The organism is Enterococcus sp. 12C11_DIV0727 (assembly GCF_002148425.2).
In the GTDB taxonomy this organism is placed as follows: Bacteria; Bacillota; Bacilli; order Lactobacillales; family Enterococcaceae; genus Enterococcus_L; species Enterococcus_L lemimoniae.
Genome location: NZ_CP147248.1, coordinates 2,288,573 through 2,310,494 on the forward strand (window position 1 = coordinate 2,288,573; position 21,922 = coordinate 2,310,494).

Here is a 21,922-nt window from a genome sequence, read left to right on the forward strand (position 1 = left end):
CCATTAATATTATTTTTTCTTAATTTTATTTGTTTTCTTTTTATTTTTAATTCTTTTTTTCTCTTTTTTCTTATTTAATGAGCGAACAATCAAATAGATTATTATAATTAGTATCAAGACAATAAAAATAATCATCAAAATTAATTGCCAATTAATACGATTTTCTTGTAGTAAACTTACATCTTCTTGATTAAATTTATCTGCTTCTTCGTTGGTTATGGTGAATTTTTGCTCCCATTCCCACTTTTCGCCAGTTTTTGCTGTCACTAAAATATGAGCACGATAATTTCCTGGCTCCATTTTGTCACCATTCATTGACACAGGAAATTTTATTTTGGAGTTAGGTGCCATGCGCATTTTCGTTTGTTTTGTATCGTACAATACCTCATCAGATTTTTCACCCATTATTTGAACATCTACTGTCATATCATCTAAATAAGCAGGTTTTGTATTAGAAAAATCGATAATAATAGAGTTACGATAATTTTTTAAATCAGCATAAACCTTATTTAGTGTTAAATCTGGTTTTATTTCTGTATCTGTTTCGGTTAATAGCATGCCTATCAAATAGGCGTATTTATTTTTGATCATCCCATCTTGTTTTTCAGATTCCTGATTGCGCTCGATCATATAAATACCGCCTGAAATTACCCCATCAAATGAAGAATCGGGCATTGTGATTTCAATATTGTAATCAATTGTCTGTTTTGGCGGTACTACAACCGATTCTTTCCCCTTTACAATATCTGCAAAATCATATTTCAATGATGCATCTTTTTCTAAGTTAGAGGGGCCATTTTCAAGTACACCGTTACTATTTGTTTTTGTACCATTTAACCCGATATCAATGATAACTTCTTTATCTGAACTATTACTTAATTGAATTACTGCCGTTTGTTTTTGACCAGGACTCATTCGCAAATCAAAGTATCCCACTTTGTTATGTTGGTTTTCAGGATAGATTACTTTATAACTAAATCCACTGCCTTCAGCTTTTTGATCACCTTCATTGGCAAAAGCAGATGCCGGGGTGATAACCAAAGCAATTACTATGTATAAAATAATTGTAATACAATTTAAATACGTTTTTTTCATTATCATCACAATCCTTCTTTTAAAAGGGAACAGGATCATCACCGATGATCCTTGATGATCCTGCTCAACCTTACTTTTATACTATTTTTTAACGTGCGTCAGCAATTGTCCAAGTGATTGTTGAAGTATATTCACTTGTTGTTGATAATTTATTATTTGCTGCTGGAATACTTAATTTTACAGATTTATCTGCGTTTCCATCTGCGATTTTACCAAATACTAGATCAAAACGTCCGAAACCTTTATCATCAGCATTTTGCGTTACAAATGTAGATGGTGTTGTTCCGTCTGTTGCTAATGTTTGTGTAGTTGGTGCCGCTGTTGGATTGATTTGACCTTGGTCACCTGTAGTAGTTAAACGGATATTGTTGTAAGTGATTGTTGCAGCTTTTAGTTCTTTACCGCCTGTGTTTGTAAAAGTCGTTGCTTTCGCTGTTACTGTATATTTGTTTGCAAGATCATCTGCACGTTCATCTTTAAACGTTACAAAGTTAGGCATTTCTATAATGTTTGATGCATTATCTTTTTCAGCTGCCTTGAATGTTTTAGCATAATATTCCCATCCATTACTTGTTGGCGTTGTTACTTCATTTGTACCGAAATCTAGAGGTGCGATTGTGATTACTTTCAAAGGTCCATTATCTGGGTTTACCGGTGGTTGTGTGATTTCAGGTCCATCTGTTTCAGGAGGTGTTGGAATATCTGTTCCAGTACCCTCTTGTGTGAATTTTATTTTACCTGTTGAAGAGTGTACTTTTGCATCTCCTCCGTCAGCTTTTGTTGCTGATGGTAAAGCTAGACCTACACCGACTACTGTTAATAATGCTGCTCCGCATAATTTGTGTGTTAATTTCATTTTTGTTTCCTCCTAGGATTTGTTTTAATTTATGGCAACTCGGATAATACCCAAGTCAACACCGTTTCATATTGTACCGGATCTTTTTTTATTTTACCCGGTACGGTTAAAGATACTGCATTATTTTGATAAACTGGTTGATTGTTGAACTCAGGATCAAGAATTGGTTGCCCTTTTGGATCAATTCTCGGACTAAGTGTATCTTTTCTTTTTTGGTCATTATCAATTGTTGCACCAAAGATGATTGCCCATGTCCCCTCACCTGTACCAGCTTTTGCTTGTGCCAAATCATATGTTTCACCAATATTATTAATATGGATAACTTCTTTTGACACAATAGGTGCATACGTACTGTCATTGATCGAATTTGTCCAAGATTGATCGAAAGAAATCACTGCACCTTTTAATTCTTTATTTTTAGTAGTTTCATTTCTCAATTGCGTTTCTTGACGAACTTGCAAGCTCCAACCGCTTTTATTTTCACGATAGTCAGAAATTTGGACGAAATTTCCACGTGCACCTGTTCCATCAAGAAATAGTTGCGCGTTCGCAAAATACGTTTGATCTTTATCAGAGATTTCATTACTCCAAAAATTTAGTTTTGGAACGAAATCAAACCTTAAAGGACCATCCGTTGATGGTGATGTTCCTGGATTGACAGGTTTGCTGGGATTCTCAGGATCAACAATTTCTTTCGGATGCTCGCCAGTGAATTTCACTGTCCCACTACCTGAGTCTGTCTTTGCTTCTGCAGAAACTGTTGATGGATTAATGCCAATTCCAATAGCTATTATTGCAGCAATAAGGATAACTCTACGTTGTTTTTTCATTCACATTAACGCTCCTTTCTTGCTGACTTTTTCTCTTTTTTCTTTCGTAAAAATAGAATCAAGATCAAAATAATTAGAATCACACCACTAATACTCAAGCTTGCTCTAACTAATTCACCTGTTGATGGCAATCTACCCTTTGGCTTTGTGATGACCTCTGATCCAGATGTTGTAGTAGACGTCGTAGTTGAATCACTACTACTTGATGAGCTAGAGGTACTGGATTCATAAAATCCTACACCAGCCTTTGTTTGTATCTGTCCTATTTCTTCAGCATAAGCTGGTGAAAAAGTAGCTAAGCATAAACTTAAGCAGAATATAGAGACAAATAAGAAACGATTTTTTAACATTTTCTTCATTTATTTCTCCCCCTATTGCTTAATATGCTTCTTCTACTCGCCAGATCAAAGTTGTTTCATACTCTCCAGTCAGTTTCACTGCACCTGAGGGAACATCTAGTCGCAGCCCTTGCTTATCAGGTCCCCAAGTTCTTGTTGAAACATCATATTGACCTGATGCATCATGTTTTGCTTGAAGTACATCTTGAGCGTCTGTTGATAGTACTTTCTTATCAGATGCTGTTTGATAGCTTAATACTCCACTTAGAATATGCGTTGGGCTGCTTGGAATACTTAGTTCTCCTTCAAGTTTCACCGATAATTTCCAGTTTGCAAGATTATTCCTATTATCCCAAATCACCAATGGTTGATCGTAGGTTGGATTATTATCTTTTGTTCCTTTCCAACTAACTTCATGACTACCGAAATTAATTTCTGTTGGACCTGAATATATGGATAATGTTCCTTGAAACGTATACGAAACTGTAGATTCTTCCGAGACAACTGGAACTGCTGTTTCATTAGTTGGACGACCCGAACTTTCCAATACATAACGTTTTGCAAGGACAGAAGCAATAGCATCCGTTACAGTTTTTTCTTTCGTTAAGTCTATTGTAGAACCAACATTCCCTTTTATGGTAACGACATTATTCAATGCATTACCTGCTTCGTCAAGAAACTGAACGTTAATATTTTGCTCCGAAAGATGTACAGTAACCTGAACTACTTTAGTAATATCTGTTGCCAAACCAGAATCGGCTGCTTTCACTGTAAGAACAACTGGATAGGTTCCACTGGTCTTACTTGGTGTCAATCCAGCTAAATCTGTTACCTGAACCTTGTCCGTTAAGTCTGTATAAACACCATCAACGATTTTATGTGCAGAAGCACCACTTTGTGATAAAATTTGTGCTTTTAACTGGGTTTCAGTCATATCTTTAATTACTTTTGTTTCCAAAGTGATGTCTTGTGCATCGATACTATTTGTTGTCTCATGGACAATGAGTTTTGAGGTTATCACTGTTTCATTTAATGCATTATCCATTAATATGACTTTAACCTCATGCTCGCCAACAGTACCTGCTAGTGTATTTATTACCGCAAGCGTTTCTGGTGCATATTTATACGTATAATTTTGTGGAACCGGATTAGTATCAGTTGGATTTTTAACAAACCCACTTGGATCCGGTACCCCGTCCCCTTTACCAATATGATAATCTCTAGGATCTCCTTTAGGTGGCGTAACATCTAAAACAACTTGAGTTGCAGTATCGGTTTTACCATCTAAGAAAGAATAAGCTGAGATTGTCGTTCCTGCTAAGAAACGTTTTCCACCTGGTAGAGTATATGAATAATTACCAGATGAATCCGCACGAACAGTAAAATTATCTGTAAACGCTGATTCTGCACTTGCTGTAACAGGACTCACTACTGTATTCTCAGATGGCAAGAACACATTTGCCACACCAGTTGCTGCAGGTGTATCTGATAATCTTACATACGCATTAGGGTTTGTCGTACCTGACACTGTCGTTGAATCTGTAGAATTCACATTATCTGTTGCCTTACTTAAAATACTTATTTTCACATCAGGAATATACTCATAAAGTACCCTTTGGACATTTCTCGTCGTAAACGTTGATTTAAAACTATCTATATTTGCCTGAGTTAATGACGATGCACTACTGATAGTTGGCGTATACGTGTTATAACTTAGTTGCATGCCATACATAGGTGTCCAACTGTTTGAAGGCGTGTCAGAGAAATTATTTCTATTCCACATGCTCACCTTTTGAATATCTACATCTAGCTTACCCCCACTACCAGCAATATTAATTAGCCCGTTTGTCGTAGCAGTACCATCTAATGCAGCCGTTCTTTGTAGGTTTACTCGTTGTGCATCTGCGAATTGGAAAGTAGAGCCATTTGAACCAAAATACAATAGATTTTGTGCTTGTGATGTACTATCACTTATCACATTAAATGTTCCTTGCTTTTGGACCGTGAAACTTGCATTTCCATTAACATGAATAATGTTAGAGTTAGATGCTACCATTCCTGTTGCTTTAATATCTAAGGAACCTTTTTTATCCACCATCAATGAAGAAGAAGCTGCTAAATAAATGATATTCCTGTTGTATCCATTACTATTGTCTGTATGCCCATTTGACGTAACCGCAATTTTTGCATTTTCTCCAATATTAACCGAGCTGTTTGCCTGATAGAGAGAGAGTGCAGCATAATTCGGCTTAGGATTTAAATTTAGATTAGCCCCATTTTCCAAGCTTAAATTACCACCAGCTATGAAAAGATTGGTTTGACTTGCATCACCTTCACCTGTTAAATCATTTTGTCCAGCAGTGACATTCATAGTTGAATTTTTCTTCATGATCAGACTACCACCAGATAATAAGTGGATATTTCCTGCACGAAGAGTGCTCATAGTAACTGTAGTATTTTCTGCAACTGTTAAGTTTGTAATCATAAAATTGATTTGAATCTCGTCAGTTGTTTGCCAGTTTGTTCTATAAGGAGAAGTATATGAAGTTTGCTGTAAGGTACTTACTTCATTTCCCGATAATACAACATCTGTATAGGGTGAGTGGATCATCTGACTCCCTACATCTTTTAAATTAGCGTAGGTCATCTTTGATGCTCTTTGATTCGCAACACTTAAATCATTTAATGTTGTAAAACCATAAATATTCCCATGGTATACATTTAGATTTTGCCAAGTAAAATCCCATGCTCCAGTATTATTGTAAAAGCACAGAGCAATAGAACCAAAATCAATTGTGTTATTGTTTCCTTCAATCACAACTTTACGACCAATATTGGCTACTCCCATATAAACATACTGGGAAGTACCACTTGCATTGCTTGATGTTCCACCAGTTAAAATACTAGTTAAATTCGCTCTTGGATTATCTGGTACTGCAAATCCTGAAGTTATATTTATGCCGGCGATACTTGTGTCTGCAAGTGCCTTAATGAACTCTTCCCATGTTGCTACGTTTTTTACTGTAGCAGGATCGTATTGGCTTATATCTACAGTCCCTGAGCTAACGGATGTTTCTTCTGCTTTTATAGTTGATGTATTAGCTTTTGATAAAAAAACTAATGACATTAAAGCAAACAGGAAAATACCAAAAACTAACCAAGACTTTTTTCCGATTTTCATTTTTCTCATCTCCCCTCATTTATATTCATTTGTACATTCGTCTTTAAAATGTACCAGCTATTTCTTCTCTTTTACTGAAATATCACTATTTGAGAAAAACGATAGAGTGCGTTCTCTCGTTTAGCAATATCACTTTCGTTCAAAGAAAGAATAGCCTTTTGGCCGTTAATCTGTCACCGTCATCATCTTTGTAAAGACAATTATTCGTCCTTACAATTTCGACCGCCATGACAGTTAAGTAGTTTACCTTTATTAGATATCCAACATGTACCCTTTTGAACGAACTGTTTTAATATAAGTATGTGTTCCAGTATGTTCATCTAGCTTTCGACGTAAATGAAATATTAAGTTACTTATACGATATTTTCTGTAATTCTCATTGCTTGTTGTTTTCCAAACTTCTTTTAGGATATCTTCATATGTAACCGTTGTTTTACTATGTCTGTAAAGTATCTCTAGTGTTTTAAACTCTTGCTTCGTTAAGTAAATTTCTTCTTCGTTGTTCAAAAGCACACTAAGATTTTGAGGTATTAATTTAAAAGAGGTCTCATTTTTTTTCTTTTTCGGACTGCTTTCGCTGAAAATATTTTGTTCACTCTTGTTGCCTTTCACAGTACATAAGCTATTTGAGAGAATCAACGCAACTTCATCTAAATTATTAGAATTGTCAAATACCATATTAGCCCCTAATTCAAGGAATAGAGAACGCTCATTGTTTTCTTTTACTCCAGAAAGAATCCATAAAAACTTAGTCGTTTTTTTTCTTATTTCAATCAGCAATCTAAATATTGTTGTATTGCTCAAGACATCATTTTTTTTTATTAAAATACCATCTAATTCATTTAAATGGCTCATAATATCCTCTTTCTTTAAGTCTATCAATGAAAGTTGATTGTCTTCAAAAAAAATTTTTATTTGATTTTCATCTTCTTTCGGCAACGATACATAGCCTATTTTATACATTTTTTTTAACGCTCCCTTTCTGATAAGAATTGACATATTATTCACTCATAGCTGGCTTATTATTAGAGTCCTTAACACCTTAAATATACTGCTAAAAAAAATTAATTCCTCTATAATGTAGACTATGAGTGCTTTTTGAATTATCTGAACAACCCTTTTGATTTACTGCTGCCTATTTCTTATTTCTACGACAAATAAGAAATAAGAAAAAGTAAAAATTTGTGAAAAAAAAATTAAATTTATCTGTTTAATTAAATTCACATTTATGTTAACTGAGAAATCTCTCAAAGTCAATAATCATTTCTATCGAAAATTTCAAAAAAGTTTAAAAAAAAAGAGAAAAACTCAATGTTTTTGAATTTTTTCTTCAAAAGAATTGATTTTTCCTCTGATAAGCCGTCAAAAAAATTGTCAAGACAAGAAAGGATTAATCTAATATGGTCAAAAAAGGTGAAAATATTTATAAAAGAAAAGATGGACGTTGGGAAGGTAGATATATTAAACAACGGACACCAGATAAAAAAATAATTTATGGTTCTATATATGGCAAGCAATATTTAGAAGTGAAAGAAAAACTAACATTTATTAAAGCTAGATATCTCACCTCGAATTGTTCTGTTGCTAGCTATAATGAGACGTTTGAAGAATTCATTGGAAATTGGATGATGACCACGATGAGTTATGCTGTTAAACCTACAACATACTCGAATTATACTCGACTGATCAAACGTCACATTTTACCAAAATTAGGTGATATAAAAGTTCAAAAAATTACACAAGAAATTATTCAAGAATTTGTTTATCATCTTACTAAACAAAATTTTGCTTCTGGTACTATTAAAAATGTCTTTAATATTTTAAAGAAAGCATTAAATACAGCTGTTAAAAAGAGCTACTTACTCCAAAATCCATGTGATAACATTATACTCCCCAAAACTACAACCAAAAAAATAAATGCACTTACTTTAGAAGATCAGAGAAAAATTGAAAGGTTGGCGTTAGCAGAAGAAAAATGCTCTCCTGTATTTTTAGCATTGTATTCAGGTATGAGAATTGGAGAAATTAGTGGATTAAAATGGGAAGATATTGATTTTGATAAAAACTTAATTCACGTCAGACGAACAATCACCCGAATTACCAATGAAAGTACATCATTGAAAAAAACTAAAGTCGTTGCTGGGTCTCCAAAATCTGATCATTCTACCCGGGTAATTCCTATAGCAGAAAACCTCAGAAACTACTTGTTGGAAAAACAAAGATATTCACAAGGGATATATGTAATTTGCTGTAATGGTGGGTTAACAGAACCGAGGACGATAAATTACCGATTTAAAAAAGTGGTCAATGAACTAGAACTTTCGGACATTCGCTTTCATTCGCTACGACATACCTTCGCAACACGTTGCTTAGAGCAAGGGGTGGATATTGCTAGCTTAAGCCAAATATTAGGACATCATTCAATCAAGCTAACTCTAGATACCTATGCGGATTCATTATTGGAAAACCGGATAAGTGCAATTGCAACAATAGATAATTTATTTTTGAAAGTCCACTAAAAATTGTTTCGTTAATAACTCCGTCAAAGAAATGGTCAAAAAAAGTTCTGGATTATTTGGAACAGTAAACAAACAATCTATTTCTTATTTGTCGTAGAAATAAGAAATGAGAATAGTATCCATTACTTAGTTATATTCCACTACTCACATAGAATCTTTATCAACTAATATTGGAAAAAAATCGAACACATTATAATAATAGTTAAAGCGTCCAACGGTCTTCTCCTGTAGACGCTTTTTGATTGAAATTTGAGAATACCAGAGCATTTTTTATTACACCTAATGCTAATGACAGTATAGAAATAGTTGAGAAAACATTTTTTTAGTAACTCACACAATTTCTATAATATAAATAGGATTCTGATAAGAACACAAAAAAGAACAGTTTCAACTTATTTTCCTCTTAAGTAGTAAATCAAGCATCCTTACTTCAATCAGTTGGATATAAAATAAAAAGGGACAAGAAACAACGAGCATCTTTAAATACAGCCAAGTTTCAAAAGTTCAATAAAATCGAACTACTTATAAAGCTCCAATGGATAATTCCCTCTCGCTCCTTTCCAACCATCTTAAGAACTAAAAGAATAGACTAAAAATGCCAAAATAGCTCCTTTTGAATCATTTTTTGTTTATTACTTTCGATAAAAACAATAACTTAGATTAAAATATCTAAAGAATTTTCGGTAAGCTTTGTATAAGACATCTTAATAACGCCTTATGATTATTTTTAGTCGACTTAATTCTAAAGAATAGTAGGTTGTTTTTCTATTATTTTGCATAAAAAAAGTCAGTGATTTCTCACTGACATAAACCTTTTAAAATAAACTATTTAAGAATTATTCAAATTAAATTAACACCCATACCATATATATCTTATCTTTCAATTTTTAAACATCAACCATAAAAATATCTTTCTATCTCACTCCTAATGTTTTTTTCTAAAATAATCATCATTCTGCTTTACTTATTTTTGCGACAAACCACATATTTTCTTGAACTTCGATTGTCAAAATATATGCTGAATTAGCAAGCATCCTTTCAACTAGATAAATTCCTAAACCTGTACCACTTGTCGAATCAAACGTTGCAAAAGGTTGACCAATCAATTCCACATCAACTATATAGTTCTCTGATATTCTATTTTTAATCGTTAAACTATCTCCATTGACTTCTATAAATATTATGCTACCTTCTAACGTGTAATTTATTGCATTACTTATTAAATTAGAAAAAACTTTTTCAATGATCTTTGTATCTAATTCCATAAAGAAATCATTCTTAAACTCACGACAGATCGTTATTTTTTTATCTTCTATCAGTATTTCATAGTTTTGAATAACCTCATCTATAATATTTATCGAAGACTGTTCTGATTGTGAATTTAGGTTACTTTTTTGACTGATAAATAGTATTTCTCTAATTAGTTGGTCTAAACTATTGGTCTGATTATTCAGCTCTATCAAAATATCACGACTGGCCTTCGTTTTATTTAAACTCTCTAACTGGTTAATCAATAATTTCGTCGACATAAGAGGAGTTTTCATTTCATGTGTCATTCCTTTTAGTAACGCTGAGTTATTGGATTCCAGTTTTTTTACGAGTTGAACTTCTTTCTCCAGCTTACTTTGCACATGTTTTAATTCTGAATAAAGCTCTTTTATTTGTGATTCGATTTCTGCATATTCCTCTAACCTCAGCTTTAAATTCAGATTAGCTATTTCATCATTCGTTACATTTTGTTTTGTAAGGTCAAATAAGACATCTAGTTTTTTTCTTTCACGCTTATATAAAAAAACGTAGATGGTAATAATGATAGCAATGCTAAAAGACGCCAAAAATAAAACATAAGGAATTGAGCTCAATATAATTTTGCTGATATCGGGTGGTGTTAGTTGAATAGGATAACTGATATAGACATTTAGCTCGTTTACCTTGAAATTTGTAACAATCCCACTCATTGGTACTAATAACACATCCAACTCTTGATTGAAAGATTCTGAATCATCTCGAGGATAAATAGTTTTGCCATGTTCGTTTGTAATAATTATTCGATAGCCATTGACTACAAAAGGCCTTAAATAGCTATAATCTCGATTTTTTTCAATAATTTTGCGTATTTGAGTAGTTGTTCCATCGAATATATCTTGTTGCTTTTTTTCTATTTGTTTCCCTAAGTTTAAAGTAATCACACCAATCACTATAAAAAATACGATAAGAGACATGATTATGGAAAACAAAACAATAACGACTTTTGTTGACAACTGGAGGGCCTTATTCTTTTTCAATTCGATAACCCACTCCTTTGAGAGTATTTATCAAATTTTTTCCCAATTTATTACGTAGATTTTTTATGTGAACATCAATTGTTCTTGAGTCAACATAATAATCATATTTCCAAAGTGCCGTTAAAAATTCATCTCTAGAAAAAACTTTGCCCTGATTGAGCAACATTGCTTGAAGAATTTCGAATTCCTTTGCAGTTAACGTAACTTTCTCACCATTTTTCTCAACAATATAATTTCCTATTTCAATCATAATATTTTTATAAAGTATTTTTTTAGACGAGTTTTGAGTATTTGTTTCGATACGTCTTAATAAAGCATCAATTTTTAATAATAATATATTTACAGAGAATGGTTTCACAACATAGTCATCAATCTTTCGATGATAAAGATTGATTTGCGTAAATTCATCATTTAATGCGCTGATGATAATTATAGGAATTTGATACTCTCTTATTCTATCTAAAAACTCTTCTCCATTCATTTTAGGCAACATTAAATCGAGTAAAATTAAATCGTAATGATTTGATTCAAAAGAATCTAATGCTGCTTCTGCATTTGGAAAAGCATATACGTTATAATTTTCTTTTCTTAAACTCAAATCTAACCCATTTCTGATTTCATCTGTATCTTCTATTAATAAAATTGTTGCTTTCATAGCCCTCACCTCTATTAAAGAATAACAAATTATTTAATTTAATTTAACTAATTGACCTTCTTTAATAGTCAATACTACATCAGATTGTTGCTCTACTATAGGATCATGTGTCACAATAATAAGACATTTTCCCTTTCCCTTTAATTGTTTAAATAGATTCATCACTTCTTTAGCATTTCCTCTGTCTAGATTTCCTGTCGGTTCATCGGCGATAATTAAGTCAGTATCTAAAGCAACCGCTCTGGCAATCGACACTCTTTGTTGCTGACCACCGGATAATTGGGCACTTTTCTTGGTTTGATTTTCTCCCTTAATACCTAACTGATTTAGAATCGTTTGAATGAAAGGAAAAACACTTCTGTCTTTTTTCTGATGGATTGCTAAACCTAACTTGATATTATCAATTGCTGATAAATATGGTACTAAGTTAAAGGATTGAAAAATATAACTGATTGACTTTCTATATTCTACGTAATTGCTTACTTCTTTTTGATTGTAAAAAACTTGTCCTGCTTGGAGAAATTCTAATCCCGATAGCAAAGAAAGAAATGTTGATTTCCCAACGCCAGAGATTCCGACAATTGAATATATTTTTCCTTTTTCGAATGAATAATTAATATCTTTCAATATCGTTTGATCATTATAACGATAAGATAATTTTTTGACTTCAAGCATGCTGTTCCTCCCTATTCTGTACTAGATAAAATTGATTTTGGACTTTTCTTTAGAATCCTCAGTGTTGGAATTGTTGTTGAGCATAGAATGATTCCCAACAGTATCAGGAAAATAAATCCTGCTACCCTCATATTCTGAACCTTATCTTGATTCTGAATTTGAATTTCTGTCCCTAATTTTACACTTGTATCTTCAACATAATTTGGTCCTCGCTGAATCATTGGCTCATGTTTACTGTCTGAAATTGTTTGTTGCATTTCTTGATTAATCGTTTCAGTTGCAATTGGATTCACAATGAAATTGGAAATACCAAATCCAATCATAAAACTAACGACTAATACTGTCATAACTTCTAAAAACATTTGTAGCAGTATTTTAAACTTCGTTTCACCTAAAGCTAAAAGTAATCCTATTTCATACTTTCTTTCACGTAATGACAGTAACATGATCAATGAGACGATTACCGCAGCTACTACAAAGATAATCAGTTGTAAAACAGAAAAAATATTCATGATTTTATCTATCATGTTACTGATTGTTTTATATTGACCATAGGTACTATTAAATTTAATAGATGAAAAATCACCACCACCCGATTTGATTTCTGAAATAAATTTATCCGTGTCCATTGGATTTTTTAGTTCAACTTTTACTTTTTCATAATTCATGATTGGTGAGCTTATTTCTTCATCTTGAATTTGAATCTTTTTAACATCATCCAATACTTTTCGTGTAGAATAAAATGTTTCTTTTTCTTTCTTTAAATAAACTGGATCATTATCTTCTGTTAATGTATAAATTCCTGAAATTTTTGCGTTCATTTCTTTTTTCATTTTTTCTTCCTGAAATCCTGAATTTAAATCTAACTTCAATGAATCCCCAACATTAAGATGATATTCTTTTGCATACTTTTCTGATACCATTATTGGATTTTCTAAATCAGAATCATCGGGTAATTTCCCCTCGACCACTTTTATCTTAGTCTTAGCTAAATCGGGATTCGTACTGTCGAAAATCGATAAATCATTTGTTGGTGTTATATATCCTTTTGGAGCCTGATCTGGTACATTCGTGGATTCAGCACTTGAAAATTCTGTACTTACTGCTGCATTACTATAGACAGAAAAATCTTTGATATAGGGAGAATTACTGATTTTTTTAACTAATTCTTCATCAATATTTTGTTTATCACTACTTGATTCTCCACCATACATTTCTTTCATTAAAGCATCCAAATCAAGTTCGACCGAAATAATTGGATTCACTTGATTTTTTGTTTCATTCATTACTTTCTTCAATGAATTTTGAATAGCAGCTCCTGAAATTAAAAAGACGGAAACAACAATAAATAATATACTTAGGATTATAGTTCTTTTTTTTAGATTGAAAATACTTTGACCAATTCTTTTAAAAATACTCAAAAAAATTACCTCCTTGTTTATTTGAACTTAGTGTAAACTATCATGATGTATTGCATGTATTTCTAATGTAAATCTTTTATGAAGTTCTCTATTGCATTTTATTAGGTAACACAAATTTTTTTACTGAGTATTTGACACTAATAACTTCAAAAGTATTCTTTAATTGAAAATACCCTTAATTTTCGCATCTTTTCTAACTTCACTACTTAATTAAAACAGAGATATGCGTTAGCATACCTCTGTCTGTAATAGTAGTAAGATTTAATTGTTAAGCTACTTACGTCGTGCCCTTACAAATGAAAAATGGCTTATTAGCTATACTCCATTTTCTAACCTCTACTTCATAAATAGTTTATTAACTAATGGCTACTTACTCTCTCTATGAAGTAACACATTTTCTTTTCTATTTTTAACGATTTTTACTACATCAAACCAACATACCGACAGCATCCCTAAAAATACACAAAGCAGAAACTGATTTAAACTTAATGCTGCCAAATCTAAAAATCCGCTGATGGGTGAATAGATCAAAGCAATCAATATGACCAAAGTCCCACCTAAAATGGTCCAAATTACTTTGTCCCAAAACAATTTTAAGAAAGTTTGTATTCCTAACAAATGATTAGAACTATTTACTTGTACTAAAAATATGTTCGCAATAATCAGAACAGTTAGTCCCATGGTTCTTGCTAGTTCATCATTCATTGGATCTTTTAGGAGCGTCATGTAATAACTTCCAAATGAAGCAAAAAAAATCATCATTCCCTGTATAAAACTTTTAACTAGTAATCCTGTTGATAGAATAGTCTCATTTGGATTCCTTGGCGGACGTGCCATACTGTTTGGTTCACTTGGTTGCCTTTCTAATACGACTGAACAAGTAGGATCAATCACAAGTTCTAAAAGAACAATATGCGTTGGGAGTAAGAACAAGGCGGCTTGTGGTATTCCTAATAAGGGACCCATCAATGCCGTTAAAGCAATTGGAATATGAATCACAAAAATATATCCGATTGCCTTTCTTATATTATCGTAAATTCTTCGACCATCTTTAATAGTGTCTACAATTGTTGAAAAATCGTCATCCATCAAAATTAAATCAGCTGCCTCTCGAGAAACCTCTGAACCTCTTTCCCCCATAGCAATACCAATATCTGCATACTTTAAAGCAGGTGCATCATTAACGCCATCTCCTGTCATAGCCACTATTTCACCATTTTGCTTGAACGCTTGAATAATCTTCATTTTATGTTCAGGCGTTACTCTAGAAAAAATAGTTGTTTGCTTGACTTTCTTTACTAGTTCATCCTCAGACCACTCATCGATCTGTGCTCCAGTTATAGTATGATCCGTATTAAATATTCCTACTTGTGTTGCAATTGCTCTTGCAGTTACGCCATTATCACCTGTAATCATGATTACATTAATTCCTGCGTTTTGACAAAGTAAGATATTCTCTTTAATCCCATCTCGAGGTGGATCAGTTAATCCTATTAAACCCAAAAATTGTAACGAACACGCGTCAATTCTTTCTGGGATTTCAGTTTCAGAAGAAACAGCTTGTTCCCCTACAGCTAAAACACGCAATCCCTTTTGAGCAAAAAGTTTGATTTGCTTTAAAATTGCTTGCTTTTCTGTCTCCGACAAATTGGATCTATTAAGAACACTTTCAGGAGAACCTTTTACCGCAATCATGATTTGAGAGTCCCTTTTCCAAACATGTCCCATCATTTTCAACTCATCTGTGAACGGATACTCGGTGATTAGCGTTGCAGAAAATAAGCGATCTTTTGACCACCCTTTCCTATTCGCATATTCTAAAATAGCGACTTCCATTGGATCATAAGGATCTGTTTCACAAGCTAACCCCACAATTTGTACAAAGCGATCTTCATTTTCAGTAATAGCTGTTTCTGTGACCGTCATTTTATTTTCTGTAATAGTTCCAGTTTTGTCCACTGCCAGAACTGAAACAGCTCCCATTGTTTCAATAGCTGCGAGATTACGAATCAATGACTTCTTTTTAGCTAGTCGCCACGCTCCTATTGAAAGAAACACTGTCAGCACAACTGGGAATTCTTCAGGTATCATCGCCATTGCAATGGTAATTCCTGCTAAAATGCTTTGAATCATGCGATCGACAACCTTCAAATTCGTAGCATTAAAAAATGTAACCACTGCTACGAGTAATAATAAAACAAAAGCTATAATCGCGCATACTTTAACTAGTTTTTCTATTTGCTTATCTAAGGGAGTCTTGTTCTTTTCTATTTTCGTTAGATGATTTCCGATTTTTCCATATTCTGTTTTAGTTCCGATTTTATCTACTAAAATTGTAGCACTACCAGTTGTAACAAGGGTTCCTGTATAAACATAATCTTTTCGCCAATAGTCTATGATTGTTTTCTCTTTTGATTCTGATATTTTTTTCCACACTGCTTCCGCTTCACCAGTCAAAGAAGATTCATTCACACGAAGGTCATTTGCTTTTATAATAAAACCATCTGCTGGTATTTTGACCCCTTCTTCAATTAACATTAAGTCATCAGGTACTAAATCTTCACTCAAAATATTTAATATTTTTCCGTCTCGAATAACCTTGATTTTAGGAGCAGATAAATCTTTGAGTGCATTCAAAGTCTGATCTGTTTTCCATTCTTGAATAACTTCAATTGCAATAATGACCACTACAAAAATCAACATAATCAACCCATCTTGTGGTTCCCCTAAAAAGAAGTAAATCAAAGCTGCTATTACAAGTAAAAGAAACATTGGTTCCATAATAATGTGCACTATCTTTAAGAGAAATGGCTCTTTCTTCTTTTGTTCTAAACGATTCTTTCCAAACTTCTGCAGTCTTTCTTGTACATCAGCATTTTTTAACCCGTTCCAATTAATACTATTCATAACAACCCCGCCTTTTTTTGATAAAAAATAATATTTGCTAATCATATAATGTTTTTTTTATCAATACGAGTGTTAATTCTCATTTCTTAGTCAACTTTTATTGTTTAGTAAAAACGAAAAAAGGTTATATAGGTTCCCCTAAAACTTATTTTTATCTTCCTAAAAATCAAATTAGCTTGACTTGTACTCATCGCGAAGTATCACTACTTGAAATGAGTTCTGATTTTTATCCACTATTTATTAGGAAGTATCCTTTTGAATAGGATAAATAGGTCTGTTCAGTACAGAAGAGTTGTAGTTTACCTTATAAACCCAACCACAGCTAATATAATTCAGCTACCATTATCCTTAAGAGAAATAAAAAAAGGTTGTCGCATTCTTTTAAAATTCTTTAGACTAAAGTCATTTAAATTTTCTAATAGCTGTATTTATTCAGTTACTGTTTTAGTTAGAAAATGACCATACTAATTATCTTCAGAAAATTTTTGAATTGCACAACCTTTAGTTCCTAGTATTAGAATCACACATTATTTGCCTTGTGTTCCTTTTTTATAAATCTCTGCAAAATTTCAATATAGAGTATGGTTACATTTTAGTCTTCCTTTATTATTTATTTACTATATCAATTTTTTCGATGATACAAAGAGGACAGAAAGCACTCTCCAGCCTCTTTTATTCCTCTTCACTTAAATATCATTAAAGTATCTACCTAAAATGTTAATAGATAAAAGATGAAGGTTTACATGTCTTATATGTAAACCTTCATCTTTTATCTATTATTGCTTATTCTGTTCGTATCCATATAATTTTACCTTACCTGAAAGATACTCTCCTAGGTATATTTCGTTGATTCCTTTGTAATCCTCATTTTGAACTTGATCCGTTAACCATTCAATATCTTTATTGATTAATTCTAATACATCATAGTTTGCTTGACCATCCACAATAATTGGATACCGAATACTTTCGTCGCCGAATTCTATCATAGTCAACTGGCCATTTTGCTCTAAGACAGCTCTTTTAACATTTTCAACTTCGTAAATGGCATTTGCTCTTAATTTAAACATTAATTCATTTGCTGAAATTCCACACCTCAGACATTCATTCACATCAACTTTCCCATCTTTGATCAAAGTGATTGGTCTACCATCTACAACATACTTTACATATCGATTATGCTCTTTTGCAAACTTGACAGTCAATACAAGCAACGTCCAAATAATCAATACCAAAACAAATTGTAATACACTGATTGAATCGTTATAAATTACCCCACCTATAATTCCACCTAAAACATAATTTTGAACTTGATCCATTGCTGAGGAAGGTGCTAAATTGCCTTTTCCCATTAAATTAATCTGAATGATTAAACAAATAATTCCTAAACCAAGTTTGATGATTATTGGACTATATAATTGCATGCTATCTTCCTTTCTATTTTAACTTATTTCGTAATTATAATATCTGGATTCATCAAATATGCTTCTTCCAAGACATAAGAATTTTGATCTGTGCTTAAAGTCGTCTTATAGTAGCTATTTTCGATTTTCACGAGTGTTCCATCAACTAATTGAGTTGAACTTACAAGAATTTCTTTTTTGTCCACACCTTTTTCTTTTGAAATCTGCTTCACAAAATTGACCATTTGAGATGATTGTGAATTTTTACTTTGATTTTGTGTATAATCTGAATACTGAACACCTAGTAAAAACAATAGTAGTAAAAAAGTGATTATACTCAAATCTCGATATTTCGTCTGAATACGGTGACGCATATACAAACTAAACGCAATAATCATTACAATCAATGCACCAAAAATAAAAAAATACTTAATATAATCATTGAGGTTAGACTGCGATTCCAAATAATCTATACCATAAAAATTCAATAAAAATACCTCCCATAGAGATTTAGTCTTAAAAATATATAGTAATATAATATGCTTTATTGATCCAAAATAAAAGTATAAGTAATTATAAAAAAACACTTCGTCACAAAGAATGCACTAAGTGTTTTATTTTTATCTTTTTTCACCTCTTGAAAAAACTGCAACACAACCATTTCCAGTATGACTAGTAATTGTCGGACCTAAGGGATACAAACAAATTTCTTTGACCTGAATTTTTTCTTCGATCAAGGTCTTGACTCTCTCTGCACTTTTTAAGTCACCAGCATAAGCAATAAATACAGTTTGTTTCAATGGTTCAATCATCTCTTTGACCGTTTCATCTGCTAGCTTTTTCAAGGCTTTACTACGTCCTCGAACTTTTCCAACATTTTGTAACTTGCCTTGTTTATCTACCACAATAATCGGCTTGACGCTCATTAACCCACCAATCGCTGCTGCCGCTTTGGAAATTCGGCCGCCACGTTCCAGATGCTTTAAATCATCCACTGTGACCCACGAATGCACGGTCATTTTATTTTCCGATAACCATAGTAGGATATCCTCTAAAGAATGACCATCTGCTTTTAATTGGATAGCTTCGCTGACTAGCAAACCTTCACCTAAACTAGCTGCTTTCGTGTCTATAACGTAAATTTCAGCGTCATTGTACTCTTCTTTCAATATATCGACAGCTTGCATCGCACTTTGATACGAACCACTTAATCCAGAAGAAAAAGCTAAATACAAGATCGGTATCTTCTTTTCTACAAAGGGTCTAAAAAATTCAATATAGCGTCCCACATTTACCTGAGAAGTTGTCGGCATGCCGCCTGTTTTGATTTCTTGTAAAAACCAGTCATAATCAAATGTCTTCCCCAAATCATCGACTAATTCTTTCCCATTTAACTGAATCGTCATACTGATAAAATCAACATCGTTTGCTTCTAAATATGTATATGGTAAATCACAACATGAGTCTGTCATTAATTTAAATGTCATTTTTAAGTCCTCCCTAACTGTTTTTCTATTTTAACACATAATCGATTGTTACTCATGTTTTATTAGAGTAGAATCAGACTAAAAAAGGACATATTTTTGAGAAAGATGAATAAAAAACGAGAGACATTTGATAATTTGTCTCTCGCTTGCTTTTTAAATTTAAATTTGTGCCCAAACGCTTTCTAATACGTTTGTTTGATTACGGTCTGGACCTACTGAGAATGTTGAAATACGTACACCTACTAATTCAGAAATACGGTGAACATAGTTTCTTGCATTAGCAGGTAGATCGGCTAATGTTTTACACCCAGTAATATCATCTGACCAACCTGGTAACTCTTCATAAACCGGTTTACAGCGGCTCAATTCCTTCAAGCTAGCTGGATAATGATAGATCAATTCTCCATCTAATTCATAGGCTGTACAGATTTTTACTGTTTCTAAACCACTTAGCACATCAATCGAATTCAATGATAAATTCGTGATTCCTGATACGCGTTTAGAGTGACGCATCACAACAGTATCAAACCAACCCACACGACGAGGTCGTCCTGTTGTAGTACCATATTCTTTCCCAACTTTACGAATTGTTTCTCCTGTTTCATCAAACAATTCTGTCGGAAATGGTCCGTCACCAACACGTGAAGTGTAAGCTTTACATACACCAACGACTTTATTGATCTTTGAAGGACCAACACCACTACCGATCGTCACGCCTCCAGCAACTGGATTTGATGATGTCACAAATGGATACGTTCCTTGGTCAATATCCAACATAACGCCTTGAGCACCTTCAAATAAAACACGTTTTCCAGCATCTAATGCATCATTTAAAATAACAGAAGTGTCTGTTACGTATTGTTTGATTTGTTGACCATATTCATAATATTCTTCAAAAATGTCTTCAAAGGCGATAGGTTCGCTATCAAACATTTTGACGAATTGACGATTTTTTTCTTCTAAATTGATTTTTAGACGTTCTTCAAAGATTTCTTTATCTAATAAATCTGCCACACGAATCCCTACACGAGCTGCTTTATCCATGTATGCAGGACCGATCCCTTTGATCGTTGTACCGATTTTATTGTCGCCTTTAGCATCTTCTTGCAATTGATCCAATTGGATGTGATAAGGTAAAATGACATGAGCACGGTCTGAGATACGTAAATTATCTGTGGTTACATTATTATCTTTTAAATATGCCAGTTCTTTTACTAATGATTTCGGATTAACGACAACGCCATTTCCGATCACACTGATTTTATCTTTGTAAAAGATACCTGAAGGAATCAAATGTAGTTTATAAGTAACACCATCAAATTTAATGGTATGACCTGCATTATCTCCGCCTTGATAACGTGCGATGACCTCAGCATTCTCACTTAAGAAATCTGTGATCTTTCCTTTTCCTTCATCGCCCCACTGCGTCCCGACTACTACAACTGATGACATTCGAACACCTCGTTCTAAATTATTTTGTCCTGATTCATTGTACCAATAAAACAGAACGCTTTCAAGGAAAAATCGAATATTGTTTTTTAGAAAATTAAAAAACAAAGCAAAACACGAACATTAATCTTCAAATGATTTTACATCAGATAAAAAAACGAAAATTTGGTTATTTCCTTGTAAAGAAATTTCATTTTGTTATAATCATAAACAATATGTTATAAACTTAAATAGGAGGTACATTCGGGATATGAAACATTCTTTTTGTTTGGAGATTGACGAATCTCTATCTTTAGTCCAGCCAACTCTCGATATGGCTCAGGAACTTTTTGAAGTTGTTGATTCAGATCGGAATCATTTGAGGAGATTCCTTGATTTTGTGGATTCTTCAACCTCTTTTGAACCGCAAGAGCATTATATCAAGATGAAATTAGAAGGTTATGCCAAAGGAACAGATCGCTTATTTATTATTGCTTTTGATCAGAAAATAATTGGCTGTATTGATTTACATTTTATTGATACTAACAATAAAAAGGCTGAACTTGGTTACTGGCTTCATTCATCTCAAACCAACAAAGGTATTATGACAAAAGTAGTTAAAAAGGTTTGTGCAATTGGGTTTGAAGATATGGGGTTAAATAAATTAAGTATCCGAGCTGATACTGAAAATAAAGCAAGTAATGCAGTTGCCCTTAAAAGTGGTTTCTCTTTTGTTGGAACGGATAAAGCAGAAGTTATTATGTATAATGAGTTTAGAGATTTAAATAAATATTCTCTTTTAAAGGCCGATTTCAATTAAAAAGATAGCCCAGGTAAGTTGTCAG

Annotated in this window: 17 protein-coding genes; 2 read left to right on the forward strand and 15 right to left on the reverse strand. The window is 32.8% G+C overall.

What is annotated here, in order from left to right; translation table 11 throughout:
• Positions 1-9 precede the first annotated feature (9 nt).
• The 6 genes from A5866_RS10875 to A5866_RS10900 all read right to left on the reverse strand — a co-directional run bounded on the left by A5866_RS10875 (position 10) and on the right by A5866_RS10900 (position 7,263).
• A complete protein-coding gene (locus A5866_RS10875) occupies positions 10-1,101 on the reverse strand; it encodes a DUF916 and DUF3324 domain-containing protein (protein ID WP_339099668.1) in 1,092 nt (363 codons plus the stop codon).
• A gap of 82 nt (positions 1,102-1,183) precedes the next feature.
• A complete protein-coding gene (locus tag A5866_RS10880; RefSeq protein WP_086277718.1) occupies positions 1,184-1,951 on the reverse strand; it encodes a WxL domain-containing protein in 768 nt (255 codons plus the stop codon).
• 29 nt (positions 1,952-1,980) lie between these two features.
• Positions 1,981-2,781, reverse strand: coding sequence for a WxL domain-containing protein (locus A5866_RS10885; RefSeq protein WP_086445400.1), 801 nt, complete (start codon positions 2,779-2,781; stop codon positions 1,981-1,983).
• A gap of 5 nt (positions 2,782-2,786) precedes the next feature.
• On the reverse strand, positions 2,787-3,140 hold the full coding sequence (locus A5866_RS10890; protein WP_086277713.1) for an LPXTG cell wall anchor domain-containing protein: 354 nt from the start codon (positions 3,138-3,140) through the stop codon (positions 2,787-2,789).
• Between the two features lie 19 nt (positions 3,141-3,159).
• The gene (locus tag A5866_RS10895; protein WP_176332614.1) at positions 3,160-6,300 is read right to left on the reverse strand and encodes a pectate lyase-like adhesive domain-containing protein; all 3,141 of its coding nucleotides are present in this window, start codon (positions 6,298-6,300) and stop codon (positions 3,160-3,162) included.
• A gap of 252 nt (positions 6,301-6,552) precedes the next feature.
• Positions 6,553-7,263: a response regulator transcription factor gene (locus A5866_RS10900; protein ID WP_176271373.1), complete on the reverse strand. Its 711-nt coding sequence runs from the start codon at positions 7,261-7,263 to the stop codon at positions 6,553-6,555.
• A 437-nt stretch (positions 7,264-7,700) separates the two neighbouring features.
• Between A5866_RS10900 and A5866_RS10905 the strand changes: the two genes are divergently transcribed.
• A complete protein-coding gene (locus tag A5866_RS10905; RefSeq protein WP_086277706.1) occupies positions 7,701-8,819 on the forward strand; it encodes a tyrosine-type recombinase/integrase in 1,119 nt (372 codons plus the stop codon).
• A gap of 950 nt (positions 8,820-9,769) precedes the next feature.
• Here the strand turns inward: A5866_RS10905 and A5866_RS10910 are convergent.
• The 9 genes from A5866_RS10910 to A5866_RS10950 all read right to left on the reverse strand — a co-directional run bounded on the left by A5866_RS10910 (position 9,770) and on the right by A5866_RS10950 (position 21,101).
• Entirely contained in the window at positions 9,770-11,104 is a 1,335-nt protein-coding gene (locus tag A5866_RS10910; protein WP_086445398.1) for a sensor histidine kinase, read from the reverse strand.
• The gene (locus A5866_RS10915; protein WP_086445397.1) at positions 11,091-11,759 is read right to left on the reverse strand and encodes a response regulator transcription factor; all 669 of its coding nucleotides are present in this window, start codon (positions 11,757-11,759) and stop codon (positions 11,091-11,093) included. Before A5866_RS10915 ends, A5866_RS10910 begins: the two co-directional genes overlap by 14 nt.
• A 33-nt stretch (positions 11,760-11,792) precedes the next feature.
• Positions 11,793-12,434, reverse strand: coding sequence for an ABC transporter ATP-binding protein (locus A5866_RS10920; RefSeq protein ID WP_086445396.1), 642 nt, complete (start codon positions 12,432-12,434; stop codon positions 11,793-11,795).
• A gap of 11 nt (positions 12,435-12,445) precedes the next feature.
• The gene (locus tag A5866_RS10925) at positions 12,446-13,855 is read right to left on the reverse strand and encodes an ABC transporter permease (RefSeq protein ID WP_339099669.1); all 1,410 of its coding nucleotides are present in this window, start codon (positions 13,853-13,855) and stop codon (positions 12,446-12,448) included.
• Positions 13,856-14,221: 366 nt separating this feature from the next.
• Positions 14,222-16,762, reverse strand: a complete 2,541-nt coding sequence (locus A5866_RS10930; RefSeq protein WP_086445394.1) for a cation-translocating P-type ATPase — start codon at positions 16,760-16,762, stop codon at positions 14,222-14,224.
• A gap of 776 nt (positions 16,763-17,538) precedes the next feature.
• A complete protein-coding gene (locus A5866_RS10935) occupies positions 17,539-18,183 on the reverse strand; it encodes a DUF421 domain-containing protein (protein ID WP_086445393.1) in 645 nt (214 codons plus the stop codon).
• A 23-nt stretch (positions 18,184-18,206) separates the two neighbouring features.
• A complete protein-coding gene (locus A5866_RS10940; RefSeq protein WP_086277679.1) occupies positions 18,207-18,650 on the reverse strand; it encodes a DUF3290 domain-containing protein in 444 nt (147 codons plus the stop codon).
• A 132-nt stretch (positions 18,651-18,782) separates the two neighbouring features.
• On the reverse strand, positions 18,783-19,649 hold the full coding sequence (locus A5866_RS10945; RefSeq protein WP_086445392.1) for a DegV family protein: 867 nt from the start codon (positions 19,647-19,649) through the stop codon (positions 18,783-18,785).
• Positions 19,650-19,808: 159 nt separating this feature from the next.
• The gene (locus tag A5866_RS10950) at positions 19,809-21,101 is read right to left on the reverse strand and encodes an adenylosuccinate synthase (RefSeq protein ID WP_086277674.1); all 1,293 of its coding nucleotides are present in this window, start codon (positions 21,099-21,101) and stop codon (positions 19,809-19,811) included.
• Between the two features lie 247 nt (positions 21,102-21,348).
• Here A5866_RS10950 and A5866_RS10955 point away from each other — a divergent pair, with 247 nt between their 5' ends.
• On the forward strand, positions 21,349-21,897 hold the full coding sequence (locus tag A5866_RS10955) for a GNAT family N-acetyltransferase (RefSeq protein ID WP_086445391.1): 549 nt from the start codon (positions 21,349-21,351) through the stop codon (positions 21,895-21,897).
• The last annotated feature ends 25 nt before the right edge of the window (positions 21,898-21,922 follow it).

Coding starts and splice junctions, on each gene's coding strand:
- A5866_RS10875 (WP_339099668.1), bottom strand. CDS start 1,101: ATGATAATGAAAAAAACGTATTTAAATTGTATTACAATTATTTTATAC.
- A5866_RS10880 (WP_086277718.1), bottom strand. CDS start 1,951: ATGAAATTAACACACAAATTATGCGGAGCAGCATTATTAACAGTAGTC.
- A5866_RS10885 (WP_086445400.1), bottom strand. CDS start 2,781: ATGAAAAAACAACGTAGAGTTATCCTTATTGCTGCAATAATAGCTATT.
- A5866_RS10890 (WP_086277713.1), bottom strand. CDS start 3,140: ATGAAGAAAATGTTAAAAAATCGTTTCTTATTTGTCTCTATATTCTGC.
- A5866_RS10895 (WP_176332614.1), bottom strand. CDS start 6,300: ATGAAAATCGGAAAAAAGTCTTGGTTAGTTTTTGGTATTTTCCTGTTT.
- A5866_RS10900 (WP_176271373.1), bottom strand. CDS start 7,263: ATGTATAAAATAGGCTATGTATCGTTGCCGAAAGAAGATGAAAATCAA.
- A5866_RS10905 (WP_086277706.1), top strand. CDS start 7,701: ATGGTCAAAAAAGGTGAAAATATTTATAAAAGAAAAGATGGACGTTGG.
- A5866_RS10915 (WP_086445397.1), bottom strand. CDS start 11,759: ATGAAAGCAACAATTTTATTAATAGAAGATACAGATGAAATCAGAAAT.
- A5866_RS10920 (WP_086445396.1), bottom strand. CDS start 12,434: ATGCTTGAAGTCAAAAAATTATCTTATCGTTATAATGATCAAACGATA.
- A5866_RS10930 (WP_086445394.1), bottom strand. CDS start 16,762: ATGAATAGTATTAATTGGAACGGGTTAAAAAATGCTGATGTACAAGAA.
- A5866_RS10935 (WP_086445393.1), bottom strand. CDS start 18,183: ATGCAATTATATAGTCCAATAATCATCAAACTTGGTTTAGGAATTATT.
- A5866_RS10945 (WP_086445392.1), bottom strand. CDS start 19,649: ATGACATTTAAATTAATGACAGACTCATGTTGTGATTTACCATATACA.
- A5866_RS10950 (WP_086277674.1), bottom strand. CDS start 21,101: ATGTCATCAGTTGTAGTAGTCGGGACGCAGTGGGGCGATGAAGGAAAA.
- A5866_RS10955 (WP_086445391.1), top strand. CDS start 21,349: ATGAAACATTCTTTTTGTTTGGAGATTGACGAATCTCTATCTTTAGTC.